The sequence below is a fragment of the Sphingobium mellinum genome (assembly GCF_037860795.1).
Lineage (GTDB): Bacteria > Pseudomonadota > Alphaproteobacteria > Sphingomonadales > Sphingomonadaceae > Sphingobium > Sphingobium mellinum.
The window spans coordinates 108,244-125,797 of sequence record NZ_JBANRK010000002.1 but is presented as its reverse complement, the minus strand read 5'-3'; the positions used below and the strand labels follow the sequence as shown (position 1 = coordinate 125,797).

The 17,554-nt window shown below is 64.6% G+C and carries 15 protein-coding genes and 1 tRNA gene; 8 read left to right on the top strand and 8 right to left on the bottom strand.

What is annotated here, in order from left to right:
- Positions 1-99: 99 nt before the first annotated feature.
- Both AAC640_RS04955 and AAC640_RS04950 read right to left on the bottom strand, forming a co-directional pair.
- Entirely contained in the window at positions 100-2,277 is a 2,178-nt protein-coding gene (locus AAC640_RS04955) for a 3-hydroxyacyl-CoA dehydrogenase NAD-binding domain-containing protein (RefSeq protein ID WP_340265001.1), read from the bottom strand.
- 42 nt (positions 2,278-2,319) lie between these two features.
- The gene (locus AAC640_RS04950) at positions 2,320-3,528 is read right to left on the bottom strand and encodes an acetyl-CoA C-acetyltransferase (protein WP_340265000.1); all 1,209 of its coding nucleotides are present in this window, start codon (positions 3,526-3,528) and stop codon (positions 2,320-2,322) included.
- A 194-nt stretch (positions 3,529-3,722) separates the two neighbouring features.
- On the opposite strand from AAC640_RS04950, the gene AAC640_RS04945 reads away from it, so the two are divergent.
- A complete protein-coding gene (locus tag AAC640_RS04945; protein WP_340264999.1) occupies positions 3,723-5,348 on the top strand; it encodes an MFS transporter in 1,626 nt (541 codons plus the stop codon).
- A gap of 9 nt (positions 5,349-5,357) precedes the next feature.
- On the opposite strand, the gene AAC640_RS04940 is transcribed toward AAC640_RS04945, so the two are convergent.
- Complete coding sequence (locus tag AAC640_RS04940; RefSeq protein WP_340264998.1) at positions 5,358-5,939, bottom strand: nucleotidyltransferase family protein; 582 nt, start codon at positions 5,937-5,939, stop codon at positions 5,358-5,360.
- 180 nt (positions 5,940-6,119) lie between these two features.
- Here AAC640_RS04940 and folE point away from each other — a divergent pair, with 180 nt between their 5' ends.
- Both folE and AAC640_RS04930 read left to right on the top strand, forming a co-directional pair.
- Positions 6,120-6,728, top strand: a complete 609-nt coding sequence (gene folE, locus AAC640_RS04935) for a GTP cyclohydrolase I FolE (RefSeq protein WP_340264997.1) — start codon at positions 6,120-6,122, stop codon at positions 6,726-6,728.
- On the top strand, positions 6,725-7,567 hold the full coding sequence (locus AAC640_RS04930) for an SDR family oxidoreductase (RefSeq protein WP_340264996.1): 843 nt from the start codon (positions 6,725-6,727) through the stop codon (positions 7,565-7,567). The genes folE and AAC640_RS04930 overlap by 4 nt, the downstream gene beginning before the upstream one ends.
- 537 nt (positions 7,568-8,104) lie before the next feature.
- Here AAC640_RS04930 and AAC640_RS04925 read toward each other — a convergent pair.
- The 4 genes from AAC640_RS04925 to AAC640_RS04910 form a co-directional block, all read right to left on the bottom strand.
- Positions 8,105-8,179, bottom strand: a tRNA-Thr gene (locus AAC640_RS04925).
- A gap of 29 nt (positions 8,180-8,208) precedes the next feature.
- Positions 8,209-9,069 (bottom strand): hypothetical protein, encoded by an 861-nt coding sequence (locus AAC640_RS04920; RefSeq protein ID WP_340264995.1) that lies wholly within the window; start codon positions 9,067-9,069, stop codon positions 8,209-8,211.
- Between the two features lie 2 nt (positions 9,070-9,071).
- Positions 9,072-10,376, bottom strand: coding sequence for a replication-associated recombination protein A (locus AAC640_RS04915; RefSeq protein ID WP_340264994.1), 1,305 nt, complete (start codon positions 10,374-10,376; stop codon positions 9,072-9,074).
- 27 nt (positions 10,377-10,403) lie between these two features.
- A complete protein-coding gene (locus AAC640_RS04910) occupies positions 10,404-11,582 on the bottom strand; it encodes a glycosyltransferase family 4 protein (protein WP_340264993.1) in 1,179 nt (392 codons plus the stop codon).
- 133 nt (positions 11,583-11,715) lie between these two features.
- Here AAC640_RS04910 and AAC640_RS04905 point away from each other — a divergent pair, with 133 nt between their 5' ends.
- The 3 genes from AAC640_RS04905 (at position 11,716) to rnr (ending at position 15,108) form a co-directional block, all read left to right on the top strand.
- The gene (locus AAC640_RS04905) at positions 11,716-11,934 is read left to right on the top strand and encodes a hypervirulence associated TUDOR domain-containing protein (RefSeq protein WP_340264992.1); all 219 of its coding nucleotides are present in this window, start codon (positions 11,716-11,718) and stop codon (positions 11,932-11,934) included.
- Between the two features lie 48 nt (positions 11,935-11,982).
- Complete coding sequence (locus AAC640_RS04900; RefSeq protein WP_340264991.1) at positions 11,983-12,636, top strand: MOSC domain-containing protein; 654 nt, start codon at positions 11,983-11,985, stop codon at positions 12,634-12,636.
- Between the two features lie 174 nt (positions 12,637-12,810).
- On the top strand, positions 12,811-15,108 hold the full coding sequence (gene rnr / locus AAC640_RS04895) for a ribonuclease R (protein ID WP_340264990.1): 2,298 nt from the start codon (positions 12,811-12,813) through the stop codon (positions 15,106-15,108).
- Positions 15,109-15,139: 31 nt separating this feature from the next.
- Here rnr and AAC640_RS04890 read toward each other — a convergent pair whose 3' ends face one another.
- Positions 15,140-15,595: a universal stress protein gene (locus tag AAC640_RS04890; protein ID WP_340264989.1), complete on the bottom strand. Its 456-nt coding sequence runs from the start codon at positions 15,593-15,595 to the stop codon at positions 15,140-15,142.
- A 201-nt stretch (positions 15,596-15,796) separates the two neighbouring features.
- Between AAC640_RS04890 and AAC640_RS04885 the strand changes: the two genes are divergently transcribed.
- The gene (locus AAC640_RS04885; RefSeq protein WP_340264988.1) at positions 15,797-17,125 is read left to right on the top strand and encodes a pyruvate dehydrogenase complex dihydrolipoamide acetyltransferase; all 1,329 of its coding nucleotides are present in this window, start codon (positions 15,797-15,799) and stop codon (positions 17,123-17,125) included.
- On the top strand, positions 17,125-17,544 hold the full coding sequence (locus tag AAC640_RS04880; RefSeq protein WP_340264987.1) for an acyl-CoA thioesterase: 420 nt from the start codon (positions 17,125-17,127) through the stop codon (positions 17,542-17,544). The genes AAC640_RS04885 and AAC640_RS04880 overlap by 1 nt, the downstream gene beginning before the upstream one ends.
- The last annotated feature ends 10 nt before the right edge of the window (positions 17,545-17,554 follow it).

Sequence of the window (17,554 nt, the reverse complement as noted above, 5' to 3'; positions counted from 1 at the left end):
TCTCCAGATAGATTTGCCTCACGCTCCCGGATTGTCCGAGGAAGGTGGGACGCTACTGCCATCAGGACTAGATCAGCTTTGCCGCGATTCCCACCCCATTCATGCCGCCTCGCGCGCCGGACGGGGGTGGTAGAAGGTCAGCCCGCTTGCAGCCATGTCCCGTAGCTGCACGGTCGGTTCGAACCGATCGCCATGCTTCGCCGTCAATCGCTCCAGCACAGCCACGACATGGCCGATGCCCACCGTGTCCATGTGGGAGAAGGGGCCTCCCGTCCACGGCGCGAAGCCCCAGCCGAAGATCGCGCCGACATCGCCATCCTCGGGCGTCTCCACCACGCCCTCTTCGAAGCAGCGCGCGCATTCCACCAACTGGCGATAGAGCAGCCGTTCCTTCACATCCTCGACATCAGGTTGCACGGCGGCGCGGGGGAACATCTCGGCAAGGCCGGGCCAGAGCTGCTTCTTTCCGCCTTCGGGATAGTCATACCATCCCTTCGCGCTCTTGCGGCCCAGCCGCCCCAGTTCGACCATGCGTGCCATCACCGCGTCCGACGGCTGCGCGACATAGGCGTCGCCCAGTTCCTTGCGGGCGGCCAGCATGATCTTGTAGCCAAGCTCGATCGACACCTCGTCGCCGACGGCCAGCGGCCCCACCGGCATGCCCAGCTGCCGCCCGGCATTTTCGATCAGTGCCGGATTGACCCCTTCGGCCACCATCTCGACGCCTTCGCGTACATAGGTCGCAAAACAGCGCGATGTGTAGAAACCGGGCGAGTCATTGACGACGATCGGCGTTTTCCGGATCTGCCCGACGAAATCCAGCGCCTTGGCAATGGCGGCAGGCCCGGTTTCCCTGCCCAATATGATCTCGACCAGCGGCATCTTCTCGACCGGCGAAAAGAAGTGGATGCCGATGAAATTGGCCGGCCTGCTCCATGCCGTTGCGAGCCGCGTTATCGGCAGCGTCGAGGTGTTGGAGCCAAAGATCACGTCGGGGCCCAGCACCTCCTCGACCTTCTTCGTCACTTCGGCCTTGATGCCCACATCCTCGAACACGGCCTCGATCACGAAGTCCGATCCGGCAAGCGCGAGATAGTCCGTCGTCGGCGTGACCCGCGCCAGCGTCTCCGCGACCTTATCCGCCGTCATGCCCTTTCCCAGGCGCTTCTTCAGCTGCTGTTCCACATGCGCCTTGCCCTTTTCGGCATAGGCTATGTCGCGGTCGAACAGCGCCACCGCCATGCCTGCCTGCGCCGCCACCGTGGCTATGCCCGCGCCCATCATTCCCGCGCCCAGCACGGCGAGCTTTCTCGTCGGCGCTCTGGGCTCGTCCTTGGGCCGCCGGGCTCCGCGCTCGGCGGCGTTTTTGTTGACGAACAGGCCGCGGATCATGTTTGCCGCCTGCGGATCGGCCGCCACCTTCGCGAAATATTTGCTCTCCACGCGGATCCCCCGGTCGAAAGGCAGTATCGCGCCCTCGTAGACGGCCGACAGCAGCGCGATGGGGGCGTTCATGTTCCGCTGTGTCTGCTTGAGCGTCATCGGCAGCGCGGCTGCCATGGTCTGGACAAAGCCGGGGTTGAACCCGCCCGCACCGCCGGGGAATTTGAAGCCCTTCTGATCCCACGGCTGCACGCAGGCGCTCGGATTGGCCTTTACCCACTCCCTCGCTTTCGCCAGCGCGGTGCCCTGCGGCACCACTTCATCGGCGACCTTCAGCATCGCCGCTTCGGCCGGGCGAAACAGCTTGCCCTGCAGCATGTACATCAAGGCCGCCTGGACGCCCATGATGCGCGGTAGCCGCTGTGATCCGCCACCGCCGGGGAACAGACCGATCAATATCTCCGGCAGGCCTAGTTGTGTCTTCGGATTGTCCCCGACTATGCGTCGATGACAGGCCAGCGCCAGTTCGAACCCACCGCCGACACAGGTGCCCTCGATGGCGCAGGCGACCGGCTTGCCGCATGTCTCCAGCCGACGGAACAGCTGGTTGAGCAGGAACAGCTTGTCGAAAATCGCCGCCGGGGCAGGCCGCTTGCCGCTTTCACTCGCCAGCATGGAACCGAAAAATTTCAGGTCCATCCCCGCCATGAAGCCGCTGTCCTTGCCGGAAGCGATCACCGCGCCCTTGATGCCGTCATGCCCGGCGATGCGGGTGATAGCACTGTCCAGGTCGGCGAGGAATTCGGGCCCGATGACGTTCATGGACTGGCCCGGCACGTCGATCGTCAGGGTGGCGATGCCGTCGCTGTCAGTCTCGAAATTGATGGTCTGCATTGTCGTGACCTTTGCTGTCCGTCTGTCCGCACGGGACCGGGTTCAAATCCGTTCGATGATGATCCCGGTTCCCATCCCCGCGCCCACGCAGAGATTGACCAGCGCCGTACCCTTGCCCGACCGCTCCAGTTCGTCGAGCGCGGTGCCCAGCACCATCGCGCCGGTCGCGCCAAGGGGATGGCCCATGGCGATCGCGCCGCCGTTCACGTTGATGCGGCCATGGTCCAGGTCCATTGCCTGCATGTAGCGCAGCACGACGCTCGCAAAAGCCTCGTTCAGTTCCCAAAGGTCGATATCCGCTTTCGTCATCCCGGCGCGGTCGAGCAGCTTGCCGGCGACGAATTCTGGCCCGGTCAGCATGATCAGCGGCTCCGACCCAATCGATGCCATCGCCCTGATCCGCGCTCGGGGAGTGAGGCCATATTTCTCGCCCATCTCCCGGTTGCCGACCAGCACGGCCGCCGCGCCATCGACGATGCCGCTGCTGTTGCCGGCATGGTGGATATGGTTGACCCGCTCCAGTTCCGGATAACGCAGCAGCGCGATGGTATCGAAGCCCGGCATCTCCTCGCCCAGCGTCGCGAAGCTCGGCTTCAGGCTGGCGAGCGACTGCATGGTTGCGTCCGGCCGCATATTCTCGTCATGATCCAGCGCAACCTCGTCCATGACATCCTTCACCGGCACGATCGAACGGGCGAAGCGTCCTTCGTCCCAGGCGGCCTTGGCTCGGCGCTGGCTTTCGACGGCATAGGCGTCGGCGTCCTCGCGGCTGATGCCGAACTTGGTGGCGATCACATCGGCGCCAATGCCCTGGGGCGCGAAATAGGTCTTGTAGGCGACGGAGGGATCCATCGCCCAGGCGCCGCCGTCCGACGCCATCGGCACGCGGCTCATGGATTCGACACCGCCACCGATGGCCAGCCCCGCTTCGCCCGAATAGACCTTGGCCGCCGCCATGTTCACCGCCTCTAGGCCGGACGCGCAGAAGCGGTTGACCTGCACCCCCGGCACGGTCTGCGCATAATCGGCATTCAGAACGGCGACCCGCGCGATGTCCGCACCCTGTTCGCCCACCGGGCTGACGCAGCCCAGGATGACGTCATCCACGTCGGCTGTGTCGATGGCGTTACGGTCCCGCACCGCCTGCAGCATCTGGGTTACAAGCTGGATAGGGGTGATCTCGTGCAGCGATCCGTCCGGCTTGCCGCGGCCGCGCGGCGTCCTGACGGCGTCGTAAATGAAGGCTTCCATTCCGCTGATCCTCTCCGCTGCTCGGCCCGCTAAATGTATTTACGTTTACGTAAAGTGCAAGCAACAAAGTGGGCGGTACTGAAACCGTCGTCAACCCCGTGCATTTGACGCTGTTCCCGAATTGAGCTTCATGGATTTCAGTGTCCGAAGCCGATTCCCTTCCGTCGACCGCTTCGCCTGTCGTGGCGTCGCCCATGAAGATTCCGATCTTCCGCGCCGTGTGGATGGCCAGCCTTGCTTCCAATTTCGGCGGGCTGATCCAGTCGGTTGGTGCGGCGTGGATGATGACGTCGCTTTCCGGTTCGCTCCAGATGGTGGCGCTGGTCCCGGCCTCGACTACGCTGCCGATCATGCTGCTTTCGCTTTGGGCCGGCGCGATAGCCGACAATATGGACCGGCAGTGGGTCATGCTGGCCTGCCAGCTCTTCATGCTGCTGGTCTCGGCTCTTCTCGCCCTGTTTGCCTGGTATGGCTGGCTGACACCCTGGTCCTTGCTGGCCTTCACCTTCCTCATCGGCTGCGCGACCGCCATAAACGGGCCCGCCTGGCAGGCTGCGGTGGGCGACATGGTGCCCCGCTCGGCTCTCCCCAGCGCGGTCTCGCTCAACAGCATGGGGTTCAACCTCGCCCGCAGCGTCGGCCCGGCGCTGGGCGGCGTCATTGTCGCAGCGGGTGGCGCGGCAACGGCATTCCTCGCCAATGCGCTCAGCTATGTCGGCTTAGCCTTCGTTCTTGCCCGATGGCGGCCAGAACTGGCGCCGCAACTTCTTCCCCGCGAGCGGCTGGCTGAGGCGATGCGCGCAGGTGTGCGCTATGTCGCCATGTCGCCGAAGATACAGCTTGTGCTGCTGCGCGGCGCGGCATTCGGCATCGGTGCGAGCGCGGTCTCGGCGTTGATGCCGCTGGTGGCTCGCGACGTGCTGGGCGGCGGCGCCCTGACCTTCGGGCTGCTCAGCGGCGCGTTCGGCGTTGGCGCTGTGCTGGGTGCCATGGCAACTGGCCGCCTGCGCCAGCGCTTTTCCATCGAAACCATCGTCCGATCCGCAGCGCTGGCGCTCGCATTGGGTACGATCATTACCGGATCGAGCAACTGGGCGGCGATGGCCGTTCTGGGCTATATGCTCTGTGGCGCTGGCTGGGTGCTGGCGCTTGCGACATTCAACGTGTCGGTCCAGATGTCAGCGCCGCGATGGGTCGTGGCACGTGCGGTATCGCTCTACCAGATGACCGCGTTCGGCGGAATGGCTCTGGGGGCCTGGCTTTTTGGCGCCCTGGCCGAACATCATGGGATCACTGTGGCGCTCCACGCTGCTGCCGGGGCTCAGCTTGCGGCGGCACTGATCGGCTATCTGCGCCCGCTGCCCCAAACCGGGGACGACAATCTCGACCTTCTGAACAGTTGGCGGGAACCCCAGACCGTGGTTCCTATCGAACCGCGCAGCGGTCCAGTGGTGGTGACGATAGAATATCGCATTCCCGCCGGTTCGGTCGTCCCTTTCCTGACCGCGATGAGCGAGCGACGCAGGATACGTCGGCGGGACGGAGCACATGGCTGGTCGCTTCTCCGCGATTTGAGTGATCCGGAACTTTGGATCGAACGCTATCATGTATCGACCTGGCTGGACTATGTTCGCCATAACAGCCGCCGGACGATGGCCGACACCGCCAATAGCGAAGCCATTCACGAACTGCACAGCGGCCCGCAACCGCCGGTGGTCCACCGGATGATAGAGCGGCAGACGGGATCGCTGCCCTTTGGCCGTGGGCCGGATCCGCTGACCATAGCTGATCCGATGACGGATCCCAATCGGTCGAACTGAGCGAACGGCCTATTCGCCGGCCAGATCCTCTACCGTGTCGATGTCTCTCAGAAAGCTGCCCATGGTTTCGATCTGAAGGCCCCGGCTAAGGAGGGCGCGGGCGCCTTGATCCCCGCGCAATGCCAGAAGTTCAGGGAAGTGCCCGCGCCCGATAAAGGCGGGAGGGGTGGAGGAGAAGCCGTCAGTGCTCGCGACGACCGATCTGACATCCTGCGCCGCCAGGCAGAGCCTGACATAGTGCGACTGCGGCACATAGGGCATATCAGCCAGGCAAATCAGCAGGCCGCGGCATTTCCTGTTCGGCAACAGGTGGCTGACGGCACGCACAATGCTGCCGGAAATACCTTCCTCCGGGCGGTCGTTCGTCAGGATGGTATAGCCGCGTCGCTCCAGCCTGCGATGAATGACCGGCGCCTCCACTGCGGGACGCGCAACGGCCACCAGTTCAGCGAAGGGCATGGATGCGACCGTTTCCATGGCATGGGAAATGACCGGCTTTCCGGCCAGTTCAGCCATCAGCTTGTCGTCCTCACCAAAACGCGAAGACGTGCCGGCGGCCAGAAGAACGGCGGCTATCTGATCGGTACGCACAGGTCAGCGCCGCAAAGGACGGGAAAGAAAGGGCAGCACGGGCATGGCGGAGGGGCGACCTTTTTAAATTTTGGTTGGTCTGCCACCGCCGAAATGCCGTGTCCAGACGCGGAAACAGGACTGGCGCTCGGGTCGCTTAGGAGTCATATGCGCGCGACGAGGAAAGGAGTAGCAGGCTCGATGGAATATGATCCGGACGCGGAAACCGTCGGCGAAGCGGTGAAGGAACCTGTTCCGGCGGAAGTCGCGGAGGCCGTGCGCACGCTGATCCGCTGGTCGGGTGATGATCCCGACCGGGAAGGGTTGCTGGAAACGCCGCAGCGCGTTGCGCGGGCCTGGCGGGAATATTGCCGGGGATATGGTGACGACCCGGCCTATCATCTCTCCCGCATCTTCCATGAAGTCGGCGGCTATGACGACGTCGTGTTGCTGAAGGACATTCCGTTCCAGTCGCATTGCGAACATCACATGGCGCCCATCGTGGGCCGCGCTCATATTGCCTACCTGCCAGATCAATATGTTGTCGGCATTTCGAAGCTGGCGCGCGTTCTCCATGCCTTCGCGAACCGTCTACAGGTACAGGAACGACTGACATCGGAAGTCGCGAACTGCATCTGGGAGCATTTGAAGCCCCAAGGGGTTGCCGTCGTCATCGAAGCCACTCATGGGTGCATGACGGGGCGCGGTGTCCGCACGCCCAACGTCCTCATGAAAACCAGCCGCATGCTCGGCGTCTTCCGCGACGATGTTAAGAGTCGCGAGGAAGTCCTGAAGCTCATCGGATCGTGAGCGAAGAAGAAGCGCCCGCCTATCGGCCCCTGGGTGGCGGCCGGACCCGCGCCGACGGGTCCGGATCGCTGCCGCTCGCGCAGAAGCGGCTGGCGCTGATCACGGGTGGTCATCGCCGGCTGGGCGGAGTGATTGCCGCCGGCTTCGCGCGCGCGGGCTATTCGCTCGCCATTCATGGCAGCCACGATACCCGGCTCGATTCTCCCCTGGCCTTGACGCTGGAGGAATGTGGCACCGAATGGGACGGCTTCACGGCTGATTTTTCAGATCCGGAAAGTGCGGAGGAACTCGTTGCGAAGGTGGCCGAGCGGTTTGGACGTCCGCCCGACATATTGGTGAACAGCGCCGCCATTTTTGGTCAGGATCGGCTGGATACGGTACTCGCCGACGATCTGATGCGCCATTATGCCGTCAACTGCGCCGCTCCGGCCTTGCTGACGAAAGCCTTTGCGACGGTTCCGGCAGGATCGGTGGACCGCTGCATCGTCAATATCCTCGACCAGCGGATCGATCACCCGCACGCGGATCAACTGGCCTATACGCTGTCCAAGGCGGCGCTGGCCGGTCTTACCCGGCTTGCCGCGTCCAGCCTGGCGCCTCAGGTGCGGGTCAACGCTGTCGCGCCGGGCCTTACCATCGCGACGTCCGACTATGACCATGCGCAGATCGACCGGCTGGAGGGGATGATGCCGCTCAGCCGGCTCCCGGCTGCCGAGCAGATCGCCGATGCCGTGCTCTACCTGGTGCAGGCGACCGCCGTCACTGGCCAGATCCTCTATGTGGACGGCGGCGCGCATATGCGCAGCTATGATCGCGACTTCATGCATATGGGCCGCTGAGGACGTTTTCCTGCTGCCGGTCGGGGCAAAAAAATAGTCGCACTTATCCACAGATTTAGTCTTACCACTTCATCGCGGTGTCAGATTCCGCTTTGAACGACTCGCGATTGGTGAGACCATCCAGTTATCGGAAAGAACAGCGAGGCGGAGAAATCCGGATCGACAAAATCTTGGGAAATCAGGGTTTTGAGGTTTTTTTCGGGCGTCAGGTGATGTTGGTTCCGAAAGGATCGAACAAAGCCGGATGGTCTTCAGAAGACGGTGCCGGGTACGCGCGAAAGTGAACGTCGGGTATCGGAATATGAAGACAGGTTGCGTGAACACAGCCGTTCGGCTGGACTAGCGGAACCACACACGATGCAACAGCCTTCCAGGCAACAGCATCGCGCGCCGGGTCCGATGATCGCATCCTGAAAGGGAAGCGGATCGAGAGACGCGACGGAAGTGGGGACCGGCAGTAATGCCGGCCCCCATTTTGCTTCTGGAGCTTTGGGGTCGGTTGAATCCGCACCGCGCGAACGACGATCGGTCGGGAACTGGTGCCGGCTGAGGGATTCGAACCCCCGACCTTCGGTTTACAAAACCGCTGCACTACCACTGTGCTAAGCCGGCCCGTTCCTGACGCGCGAAGCGCCATACTATCAGATGACGCCGAACGTCCAGCCCTCCGTTGCGGCTATCCGCGGATTGAGCGGGCGGGGCCTCCAGAGGCCTGGGCGCGTCGCGGCCTTGCGCATCCAGGCCGCCGCAACGATCGCGTCCGCGCCATGATCATCGGGCGGCAGCCCCTGATGCGGTGCGGAGCCGAGCGCGAACAGCGCGTCGTTGAGCGCATCGATGTCGCGCATCTTGGTCCGCCCCTTGGGCCGGCCAGCGGCCCGTGCGGCAATGCTTGTGTAAATCTCCACGACCAGCGATCCTCGCGTCGGCGCCGGATCAAACGGCCAGACCGGCACGTCCTTTCGCACATGGTGGAGCAGGCGCATGCCGGCAAAGCTCGCCTTCGCCACCTGCGCCGCGCCGATGGCGTCATAGACGGTGGACGGCTTGCCGCCGCCGCCGGCATTATAATGGGCCTCGCACATGCGGTGGTGCATGAAGGCCGCCTTTTCGCCGTCCGCCTTGCCGAAATAGAAGTGCCGCCGGTGGGTCTGTTCCAGCAGGCTGGCAGCGCCGAGGTCAGGATCCTCGCAGATCCGATCCACATAGGCCCAGAAGTCCGGGCCGCTCGCGGGCGCCTCGTCGCCCGGCAGATACGCCCCCCGCGCCACGAAGGGGGGCGCGAAGCTGAAATCGAAGCCGAACAGCGTTGGCGCCTCCGCGGCGGCAGCGACCAGCCACCGCGCGACAGCCGCGCGCGACCAGAAGCCTCCACCAGGGGGACGGACGAGGCGCGGCGCAGCATCGCCCGGCTCGCACAGCGCGATGGCGATGCCCTTGTGGCGTGTTCCTTTCGCGCCCGACCAGTCGATCGCGGCGTAACGGTTGAAGCGCGGCGTCATGACTATGTCCGGCGTTCCGCCCGCAGTCTGTTCCAATGAGCTATGCGTTCGGCCACCCGTGCTTCGAAGCCCCGATCGGTCGGCGTGTAGAAGGTCTGCGGCGCCATTTCCTCCGGCCAGTAATTGTCGCCTGAAAAGCCATCCGCCGCATCATGATCATATTGATAGCCCTTGCCATAGCCGATGGTCTTCATCAGCCGGGTAGGGGCATTCAGGATATTGGCCGGCGGCATCAGCGACCCGGTCTCCCGCGCCGATTTCCAGGCCCCCTTCATCGCAGCATAGGCGGCGTTCGACTTGGGTGCGGTCGCGCAATAGAGGCAGGCCTGGACGATCGCCAGCTCGCCTTCCGGGCTGCCCAGAAAGTCATAGGCATCCTTGGCTGCCAGGCACTGCACCACCGCCTGCGGATCGGCGAGGCCGATATCCTCGGTCGCGAAACGCACCAGCCGCCGCAGGAGATAGAGCGGCTCTTCCCCGGCCGTCAGCATCCGCGCGAGATAATAGAGCGCCGCCTGCGGATCAGACCCGCGCAGCGATTTGTGGAGAGCCGAAATGAGGTTGTAATGGCCCTCCCGGTCCTTGTCATAAACCGCGACGCGCCGGTGGAGCAGGGCGGACAGGCCAGCAGGATCAAGCGGTTCGGGAACGTCGATCGAAAAGAGTGTTTCCACCTGGTTGAGCAGGAAGCGCCCGTCGCCATCGGCGCTCGCAACCAGTGCTTCCCGCGCATGCGCTGTCAGCGGAAGTGGCCGCTCCATCAGCGCTTCCGCGCGGTCGAGCAGATGATCGAGCGCTGCGGCGTCAAGGCGGCGCAGGATCAGCACCTGCGCGCGCGACAGCAACGCGGCATTGAGTTCGAAGCTCGGATTTTCGGTCGTCGCGCCGACCAGCGTCACGGTCCCATCCTCGACGAAGGGGAGGAAGCTGTCCTGCTGGGCGCGGTTGAAGCGATGGATCTCGTCCACGAACAGCAGCGTCTTGGCCCCCTGCCGGGCATGTTCTCTGGCAGCGGCGAAGACTTTCTTGAGGTCCGCGACGCCGGAAAAAACGGCTGATACCGGCTCGAATCGCACGCCCACGGCGTCCGCCAGCAGCCTGGCGATGGTTGTCTTGCCGGTCCCGGGCGGCCCCCAGAGGATCATGGAGGACAGCCGCCCAGCCGCGACCATGCGGCCGATCGCGCCGTCCGGCCCGGTCAGGTGCCCCTGTCCGACCACATCGTCCAGGCTCTGCGGCCGCAGTCGGTCGGCAAGCGGCGCCCTGGCGGGCATATCGGGACGATCGGAAGCGAAAAGATCAGCCATGGGCCAGATATAGGCAGGCGCGGACGATCAGGGAACCGGGCTGGATCGCGGCAGCGTGCCGTGGGCGCGCTGCCGCACGACACGCAAATAGGTATCGACCAGCGCCTGGTTCACCTGGTCCCAGCCATAGCGTTCCGCATCGGCCATCGCGGCCGCACCCGCATCCGCGCGCACCTGGGCATCGGCGCAATAATGGGCGAGGGCATCGGCAAAGGCGCCGATCGCGCCGGGGCGTATCAGCCGCCCGGTCGCCCCGTCCCTGACCAGGCTTTCGCTGCCCGTCGCACGCGCGGCCACCGTGGGCAGGCCGCATGCCATCGCCTCCAGCGTCACATTGCCGAAGGTTTCGGTTACCGAGGGATTGAACAGCATGTCCATGCTGGCGACGGCGCGGCCCAGATCGGCGCCCTTCTGAAACCCGGTGAAGATCGCGTCGGGCAGGCGATTCTGGAACCACTCCCGTGCCGGACCCTCGCCGACGATCAGCACCTTGTGCCGCACATGGCGCAGCGCCAGCTGGTCGATCGTGTCGGAAAAGACGTCCAGCCCCTTTTCCATCACCAGCCGACCGATGAAGCCGATCACCGGCTCGTCATCGGCAATGCCGACCGAGCGCCGCCAATCAGGGTCACGACGGCCGGGATGGAAAATCTCCCGGTCGATGCCGCGCGTCCAGATGCCGACATCATAGCTCATCCGCTGTTCGCGCAGCAGCTGCGCCATGGATTCGGATGGCGCGACGATGGCGTCGCAGCGGCGATAGAATCGGCGGAGCAGCGATTCGATCACCGGTTCCAGAAAGGCGAGCCCATAATAGCGCGGATAGGTCTCGAACCTCGTATGCACCGACGCCACGGCGGGCAGCTGGTGATTGCGCGCCCAGCTGACGGCGCGATGGCCCAGCGGATCCGGGCTCGACACATGCACCAGATTCGGGCGGAACGCCTTGATATCCCGGCGGACATGACCCGACATGCGATAGGGCACGCGATATTCCGCGCGACCCGGCACGGAAAAGGATGGCGCGCTCACCAGGTCGCCGGTCGGCTCGAACGCCGGGGTGGCTGTCGTGGCGGAATAGACGCGCACAGCGGCTCCCTGCCGCAGCAGATAGCCGACGAAGCGGTTGAGCGCCTGGTTCGCACCGTCGCGCACATAATTGTAATTGCCGCTGAAGAGCGCGACGCGAAGCCCCGTGACATCCATGCGCCGCCCTTAGCCCAGGCAAAGGCAAAACCCAAGGGAACCGGGTCGCCCACTGGGATTTTTGCTTGTGGCAGCAGCGAATGAACGGCCGGCGTGGTTGCGCCCGGATTGAGAGCCGGATGGAGAAATACCGATGACGGAAAGCTTTCGCAAAGGAGCGAGGGTTAAATGGAATTGGGGACAGGGCGTGGGCCGGGGTCGCGTTGCGGCGCGTTTCGACGGCCATGTCGAACGGACCATCGAAGGCGCGCTCATCCGCCGCAATGGGTCCAGCAGCAACCCGGCCTATCTGGTGCAGACCGACAATGGCAGTGAGGTGCTCAAGCTCGCCTCCGAACTCAGCCGGGCCTGAATCGGCTCGGCCATCGCCAATCGGCCACGCCCGTGTCATAGGGGCGAGATGGCCGACCATATGATGATTGAAGCCTTGCTGACCGGCACCCCGCTTCCTTTCCGGGGGGACGACCATAGCGCTATCGCCAAGCGTCCGGTCGTGGGCGCCGTCCGCGTCGGCTGGCTGGGTCTGGAAGGGGACGCCGTCGCAGACCCGGTCCATCATGGCGGCTGGGACAAGGCTATCCACCTCTACCCGCAGGATCATTATGGCTGGTGGCGCGAACGCAAGCCCGACCATCCGCTGCTGCAAGCGCCGGGCGGCTTTGGTGAGAATGTGGCGTCCAGCGGCATGACGGAAGAGGACATCTGCCTTGGAGACCGCTTCTCGCTTGGAACCGCCATCGTCGAGGTCAGCCACGGCCGACAGCCCTGCTGGAAGCTCGATCATCGCTTCGGCCAGCGGGACGTGATGGCGACCATCGTCCGCACCGCCCGGTCCGGCCTTTATTTCCGCGTCATCCGTGAAGGGAAGGCGGAGGCGGGCACCCGTATGGACCTGCTTGACCGCTCCTTGCCGCAATGGCCGATCGCGCGCCTTTTCCGTCTGCTCATCGGCGGCGGACACAAGGCTGATCCTGCCGCCGTTCGTGCCCTGGCGGATATGCCGGTGCTCGCCGAGGCCTGGCGCGACCGCGCGCGCAAACTGGGGTCGGGCTAGCTGGCTTCGAGGCCGCGCCACTCAATCCATGCCCCCTGGGGCATGTGCGCAGTTGCTTGCTGAATTCTCCATTTCGCCATGGACGAGCGGTCAAGCAGGCTGATCGTTCTCGCTCATCCACTCTTACGCGCCGCCCTACTGGCGCCCGCCATCGCCGCTCCCTATAGCTGACAGATGGCATCGACCCAGAAGCAGAAAAAATCCGCTAACGTCCGGCCCGCCGGCTTCCCGACCCGCGATCAAGTGATGGAATTCATCACGTCGTCCGACCAGCCGGCCGGCAAGCGCGAGATCGCCAAGGCTTTCGGCCTCAAGGGCCAGGAAAAGATCGCGCTAAAGGCGCTGCTCAAGGACATGGCCGATGAAGGCCTGATCGATCTGGGTCCCGCGCGCGCCTTCCACAAGATGGGCGGGGTGCCCAAGGTGACGGTGCTGCGCATCGTCGATGTCGACGACACGACCCTGATCGCCACGCCCGAGCGTTGGGAGGCGGAGGGTCAGCCAGCGCCGCGTCTTCGCGTCGTGGAGCGAGGGAAGCGGGGCGCGCTGACCATCGGCGATCGCATTCTCGCTCGGACGGAGGAGGCCGGGCGCGGCTGGGTCGCGCACCCGATGAAGAAGCTCGCCAAGGCGAGCGAGGAGTTGCTGGGCGTCGTCGAGGAGGGCGAGGGCGGCAAGCTGTGGCTGCGCCCCGTCGATAAGCGCATTCGCAAGGATACGCCGATCAGCGACGTCGGCAGCGCCAAGGCGGGCGACCTTGTGCTCGCCGAGCCGGTCGGGCGCCCCCCGCGCATCAGCGCCCGCGTAACGGATATATTGGGCGATCCCTTCGCGCCGCGCAGCTTCAGCCTGATTGCGATCCACAAACATGGCATCCCCCATGTCTTTTCTGATCGGGTGGAGGAGGAGGCGATCGTCGCTTCCAACCTGCCCCTGCATGAGGACAAGCGAGAGGATCTGCGTCATCTGCCCATCGTCGCGATCGACCCGGTCGATGCGCGCGACCATGACGATGCCGTATGGGCGGCGCCGGACGAGGATCCGGCAAACAGCGGCGGCTACCGAGCGATCGTCGCCATCGCGGATGTCAGCTATTATGTCCGCCCGGGCAGCGCGCTCGACAAGGAAGCGCGCAAGCGGGGCAACAGCGTCTATTTCCCCGACCTCGTCGTTCCCATGCTGCCGCATCATCTGTCCTCCGACATGTGCTCGCTGCGGGCTGGGCGGGACCGGGCGGCTATGGCCTGCCATCTCGTCATCAACGCTTCGGGGAAGGTGACGTCATGGCGCTTCACGCGCGCTGTCATTCGCGTGGCGGCGGTGCTCGCTTATGAGGACGCGCAGGCGGCGATCGACGGCACGAAGGCCAATGACCTGCTCGAACCGGCGTTGAAGCCGCTCTGGGCCTGCTGGAAACTGCTCCGCAAGGCCCGCGACAAGCGCGATCCCCTGGCCCTCGACCTGCCCGAACGGCGCGTGGTGCTGGACGATCAGGGCAAGATCGTCAGCGTTGCCGTGCGCGAACGGCTCGACGCGCATATGCTGATCGAAGATTACATGATCGCCGCCAACGTCGCCGCCGCCAAGGCGCTGGAAGCGAAAAAGGCGCCGGTGATGTATCGGGATCATGAACCGCCCAGCCGCGAAAAGTTGGTGGCGCTCAAGGATTACCTGGCGACCTTCGACATCGAGTTCGCGCTGGGGCAGGTCATCAAGCCGGCAACCTTCAATCAGTTGATCGCGCGCGTGGGCGAGGGAGAGGAAAAGCCGCAGATCATGGAACAGATCCTGCGCAGCCAGACGCAAGCCTATTACAGTCCGCAGAATATGGGGCATTTCGGGCTGGCGCTGGGGTCCTATGCGCATTTCACCTCGCCCATCCGCCGCTATGCCGACTTGCTTGTCCATCGTGCGCTGGTGGGTGCCTATGGCCTTGAACTGCCTTCGCCCAAAGGTGGAGTTCTGCCGGACCGGACCTCTCTCAGCGCCGATGATTATGAAAATATGGGTCGCGTCGGCGAGATGATCAGCCAGCATGAACGCCGCGCCATGGAGGCGGAGCGTGAGACGATCGACCGCTACGTCGCCGCTTTCCTCTCCGCGCATGTGGGCGATCTGGTCGAAGCGCGCATCACCGGCGTGCAGAGCTTCGGCTTCTTCGCCACGGTGGAGGGGCTGGGCGGCGATGGGCTGGTGCCGGTATCGACGCTGGGCGATGAACGTTTCTTCTACGACGAAGCGGGGCGGGCGCTGGAAGGGGTGGCGAGTGGTGACCGCTACACTGTCGGGCAAAGGCTTCAGCTTCGTCTTGCCGAAGCCGATCCGATCAACGGCGCCCTGCGCTTCGAATTGCCCGATGCGCTGCGTCAGCGGCCAAGTTTCAAGAAGGATCGGACGCGGCCGGGTATTAAAAGAGGGCGACCGGCCAACATCCGTCACATCGGGGCAAAGCGCGGCAAGCACCGCCTCTGAGGTGGGTTGCGCCCGCCGCTTGCCCCCGCGCTCAGCTCAGCCGGTCGATCGTCTCGGCATCCAGCCCGCCGGGGATGATCATGATGGGGCAGGGCAGCCTGCCGGCATCGGACCCGGCGAAATGGGATACCAGGGCCCCGGGCGGACCGCTGGCCGCCGCCCCCAGCACCAGCGCCGCCACGTCGGGCATTTCCCCCAGCGTTTCCCGGACGACCGTCACCGGGTCGCCTTGGCGCACCGTGATGCTCGGGCGAATGCCGGATTCGTCGGTCAGCGTTCCCGCCGCGCCCGTGACCAGTGCTTCGGCGCGTTGCATCGCCTCGTCCTCCATCGTCGCCTGCACGCCGCCCCACTGGACGAACTCCGCCGGCGGGATGAGCGCGAGGATCCGCACCGCGCCGGCCGTCTTTGCGGCGCGACGAGCGGCGAAGCGCAGCGCGGTTTCCGCCTCGGGCGATTCGTCCACGACAACCAGATATGTGCGCATGTTTTCCATCCCGATCAGAAAGGCATCCCAGTTTTGCAAGGCAGCCTTCACAAACCTATTTGGTGAAATTTGAACCAGTTTGGTGAAATGTGTCGGATTATGCACGCCCGTGCAAGCGATGCCTTGACCACCCGGTCCAAAGGGTGAAAACGGCTGCCAACGCCCGCTCGCGCTTCATAATCATAGAGAGGCCTTCCCCCGATGAGCAAGAAGATCCAGATGCCCGCCCTGTCTCCCACGATGGAGGAAGGAAAGCTGGCGAAATGGCTGGTGAAGGAAGGCGACAGCGTGACCTCGGGCGATCTGCTCGCGGAAATCGAAACCGACAAGGCGACGATGGAATTCGAGGCGGTTGACGAAGGCAAGATCGCCAAGATCCTGATCCCTGAAGGCTCGGAAGGCGTGAAGGTCGGCACCGTCATCGCCATCATCGCTGAAGAAGGCGAGGATGTTGACGTGGCCGCCGAGGGCAACGCCGATTCAGCGCCCAAGGCCGCCTCCGCTCCCAAGGCCGATCCCGCCCCCGCCCCGACACAGCCATCCGCGCAGCAGTCCGGCTCCGCCGGCCAGGCGGCACCATCCGACCCCGATCGCCGGGTCAGGGCCAGCCCGCTCGCGCGGCGCATGGCGCAGGCCAAGGGCATCGACATTGCCGCGCTGGCAGGTTCCGGCCCCAATGGTCGCGTCGTGAAGGCCGACCTGGAAGGCGCCACGCCCAGCGCGACAGCGCCGACTCCGGCTACCACTGCCGCTGCCGCACCGAAGCCCGCGCCCATTGCGCCCGCCGCTGCGAAGCCCGCCGCGCCGTCCCCGGCTTCCTCCGGCGCGCAGGATTTCGGTATCCCGCACGAGGTCGTGAAGCTCAGCGGCATGCGCAAGACGATCGCGCGCCGCCTGACCGAATCGAAACAGCAGGTTCCGCACATCTACCTCACCGTGGACGTGCAACTGGACAGGCTGCTGAAGCTGCGCGGCGAACTCAACGCCGGTCTCGCTGGCCGCGGCGTCAAGCTGTCGGTCAATGATCTCCTGATCAAGGCATTGGGTGTCGCCCTCATGCAGGTGCCCGAATGCAACGTGCAGTTCGCGGGCGATCAGATGTTGCAGTTCAAGCGCGCCGACATTTCCGTCGCCGTGTCGATCCCCGGCGGGCTCATCACGCCGATCGTGACGGGGGCGGACAGCCAGGGCGTGGCGGCGATCTCCACCGTGATGAAGGACCTCGCCAAGCGCGCCAAGGAAGGCAAGCTCAAGCCGGACGAATATCAGGGCGGCACCGCGTCGCTGTCGAACATGGGCATGTTCGGCATCAAACAGTTCGAAGCCGTCATCAATCCGCCGCAGGCCATGATCATGGCGATCGGCGCGGGCGAAAAGCGGCCCTTTGTCGTCGATGACGCGCTGCAGATCGCGACGGTCATGTCCGCCACCGGCAGCTTTGATCATCGGGCGATCGACGGCGCCGACGGCGCCAGGCTGATGCAGGCCTTCAGGGACCTGGTCGAACATCCGATCGGCATGCTGGCCTGATGGGTGGGCCGGACGAACTTCCGCCCGACGAAAGCCCGGCCGTCCGGGTCATCGCCATGCCCGCCGACACAAATCCCTATGGGGATATTTTCGGCGGCTGGCTGATGAGCCTGATGGATTCGGCCGCCGGCTCGGTTGCTGCCCGGTACAGCCATGGGCGGGCGGTGACGATCGCGGTTGAGGGCATGAGCTTCCTGCGCCCCGTCGTCGTGGGGGACGAGGTCTCCGTTTTCGCGCAGTTGCTGTCCGTCGGACGCACGTCCATGAAGGTCGCGGTCGAAGCCTGGCGTCGCGCCCGTCACGACGATCGCACCTACCGGGTGACCAGGGCCGTGTTCACCTTCGTCGCGATTGGGGAAGATCGTCAGCCCCGTTCCGTGCCGCCTCTTCCCGCTGCAAACCCCGTAGTCATCCCATAAAATAAGAGAG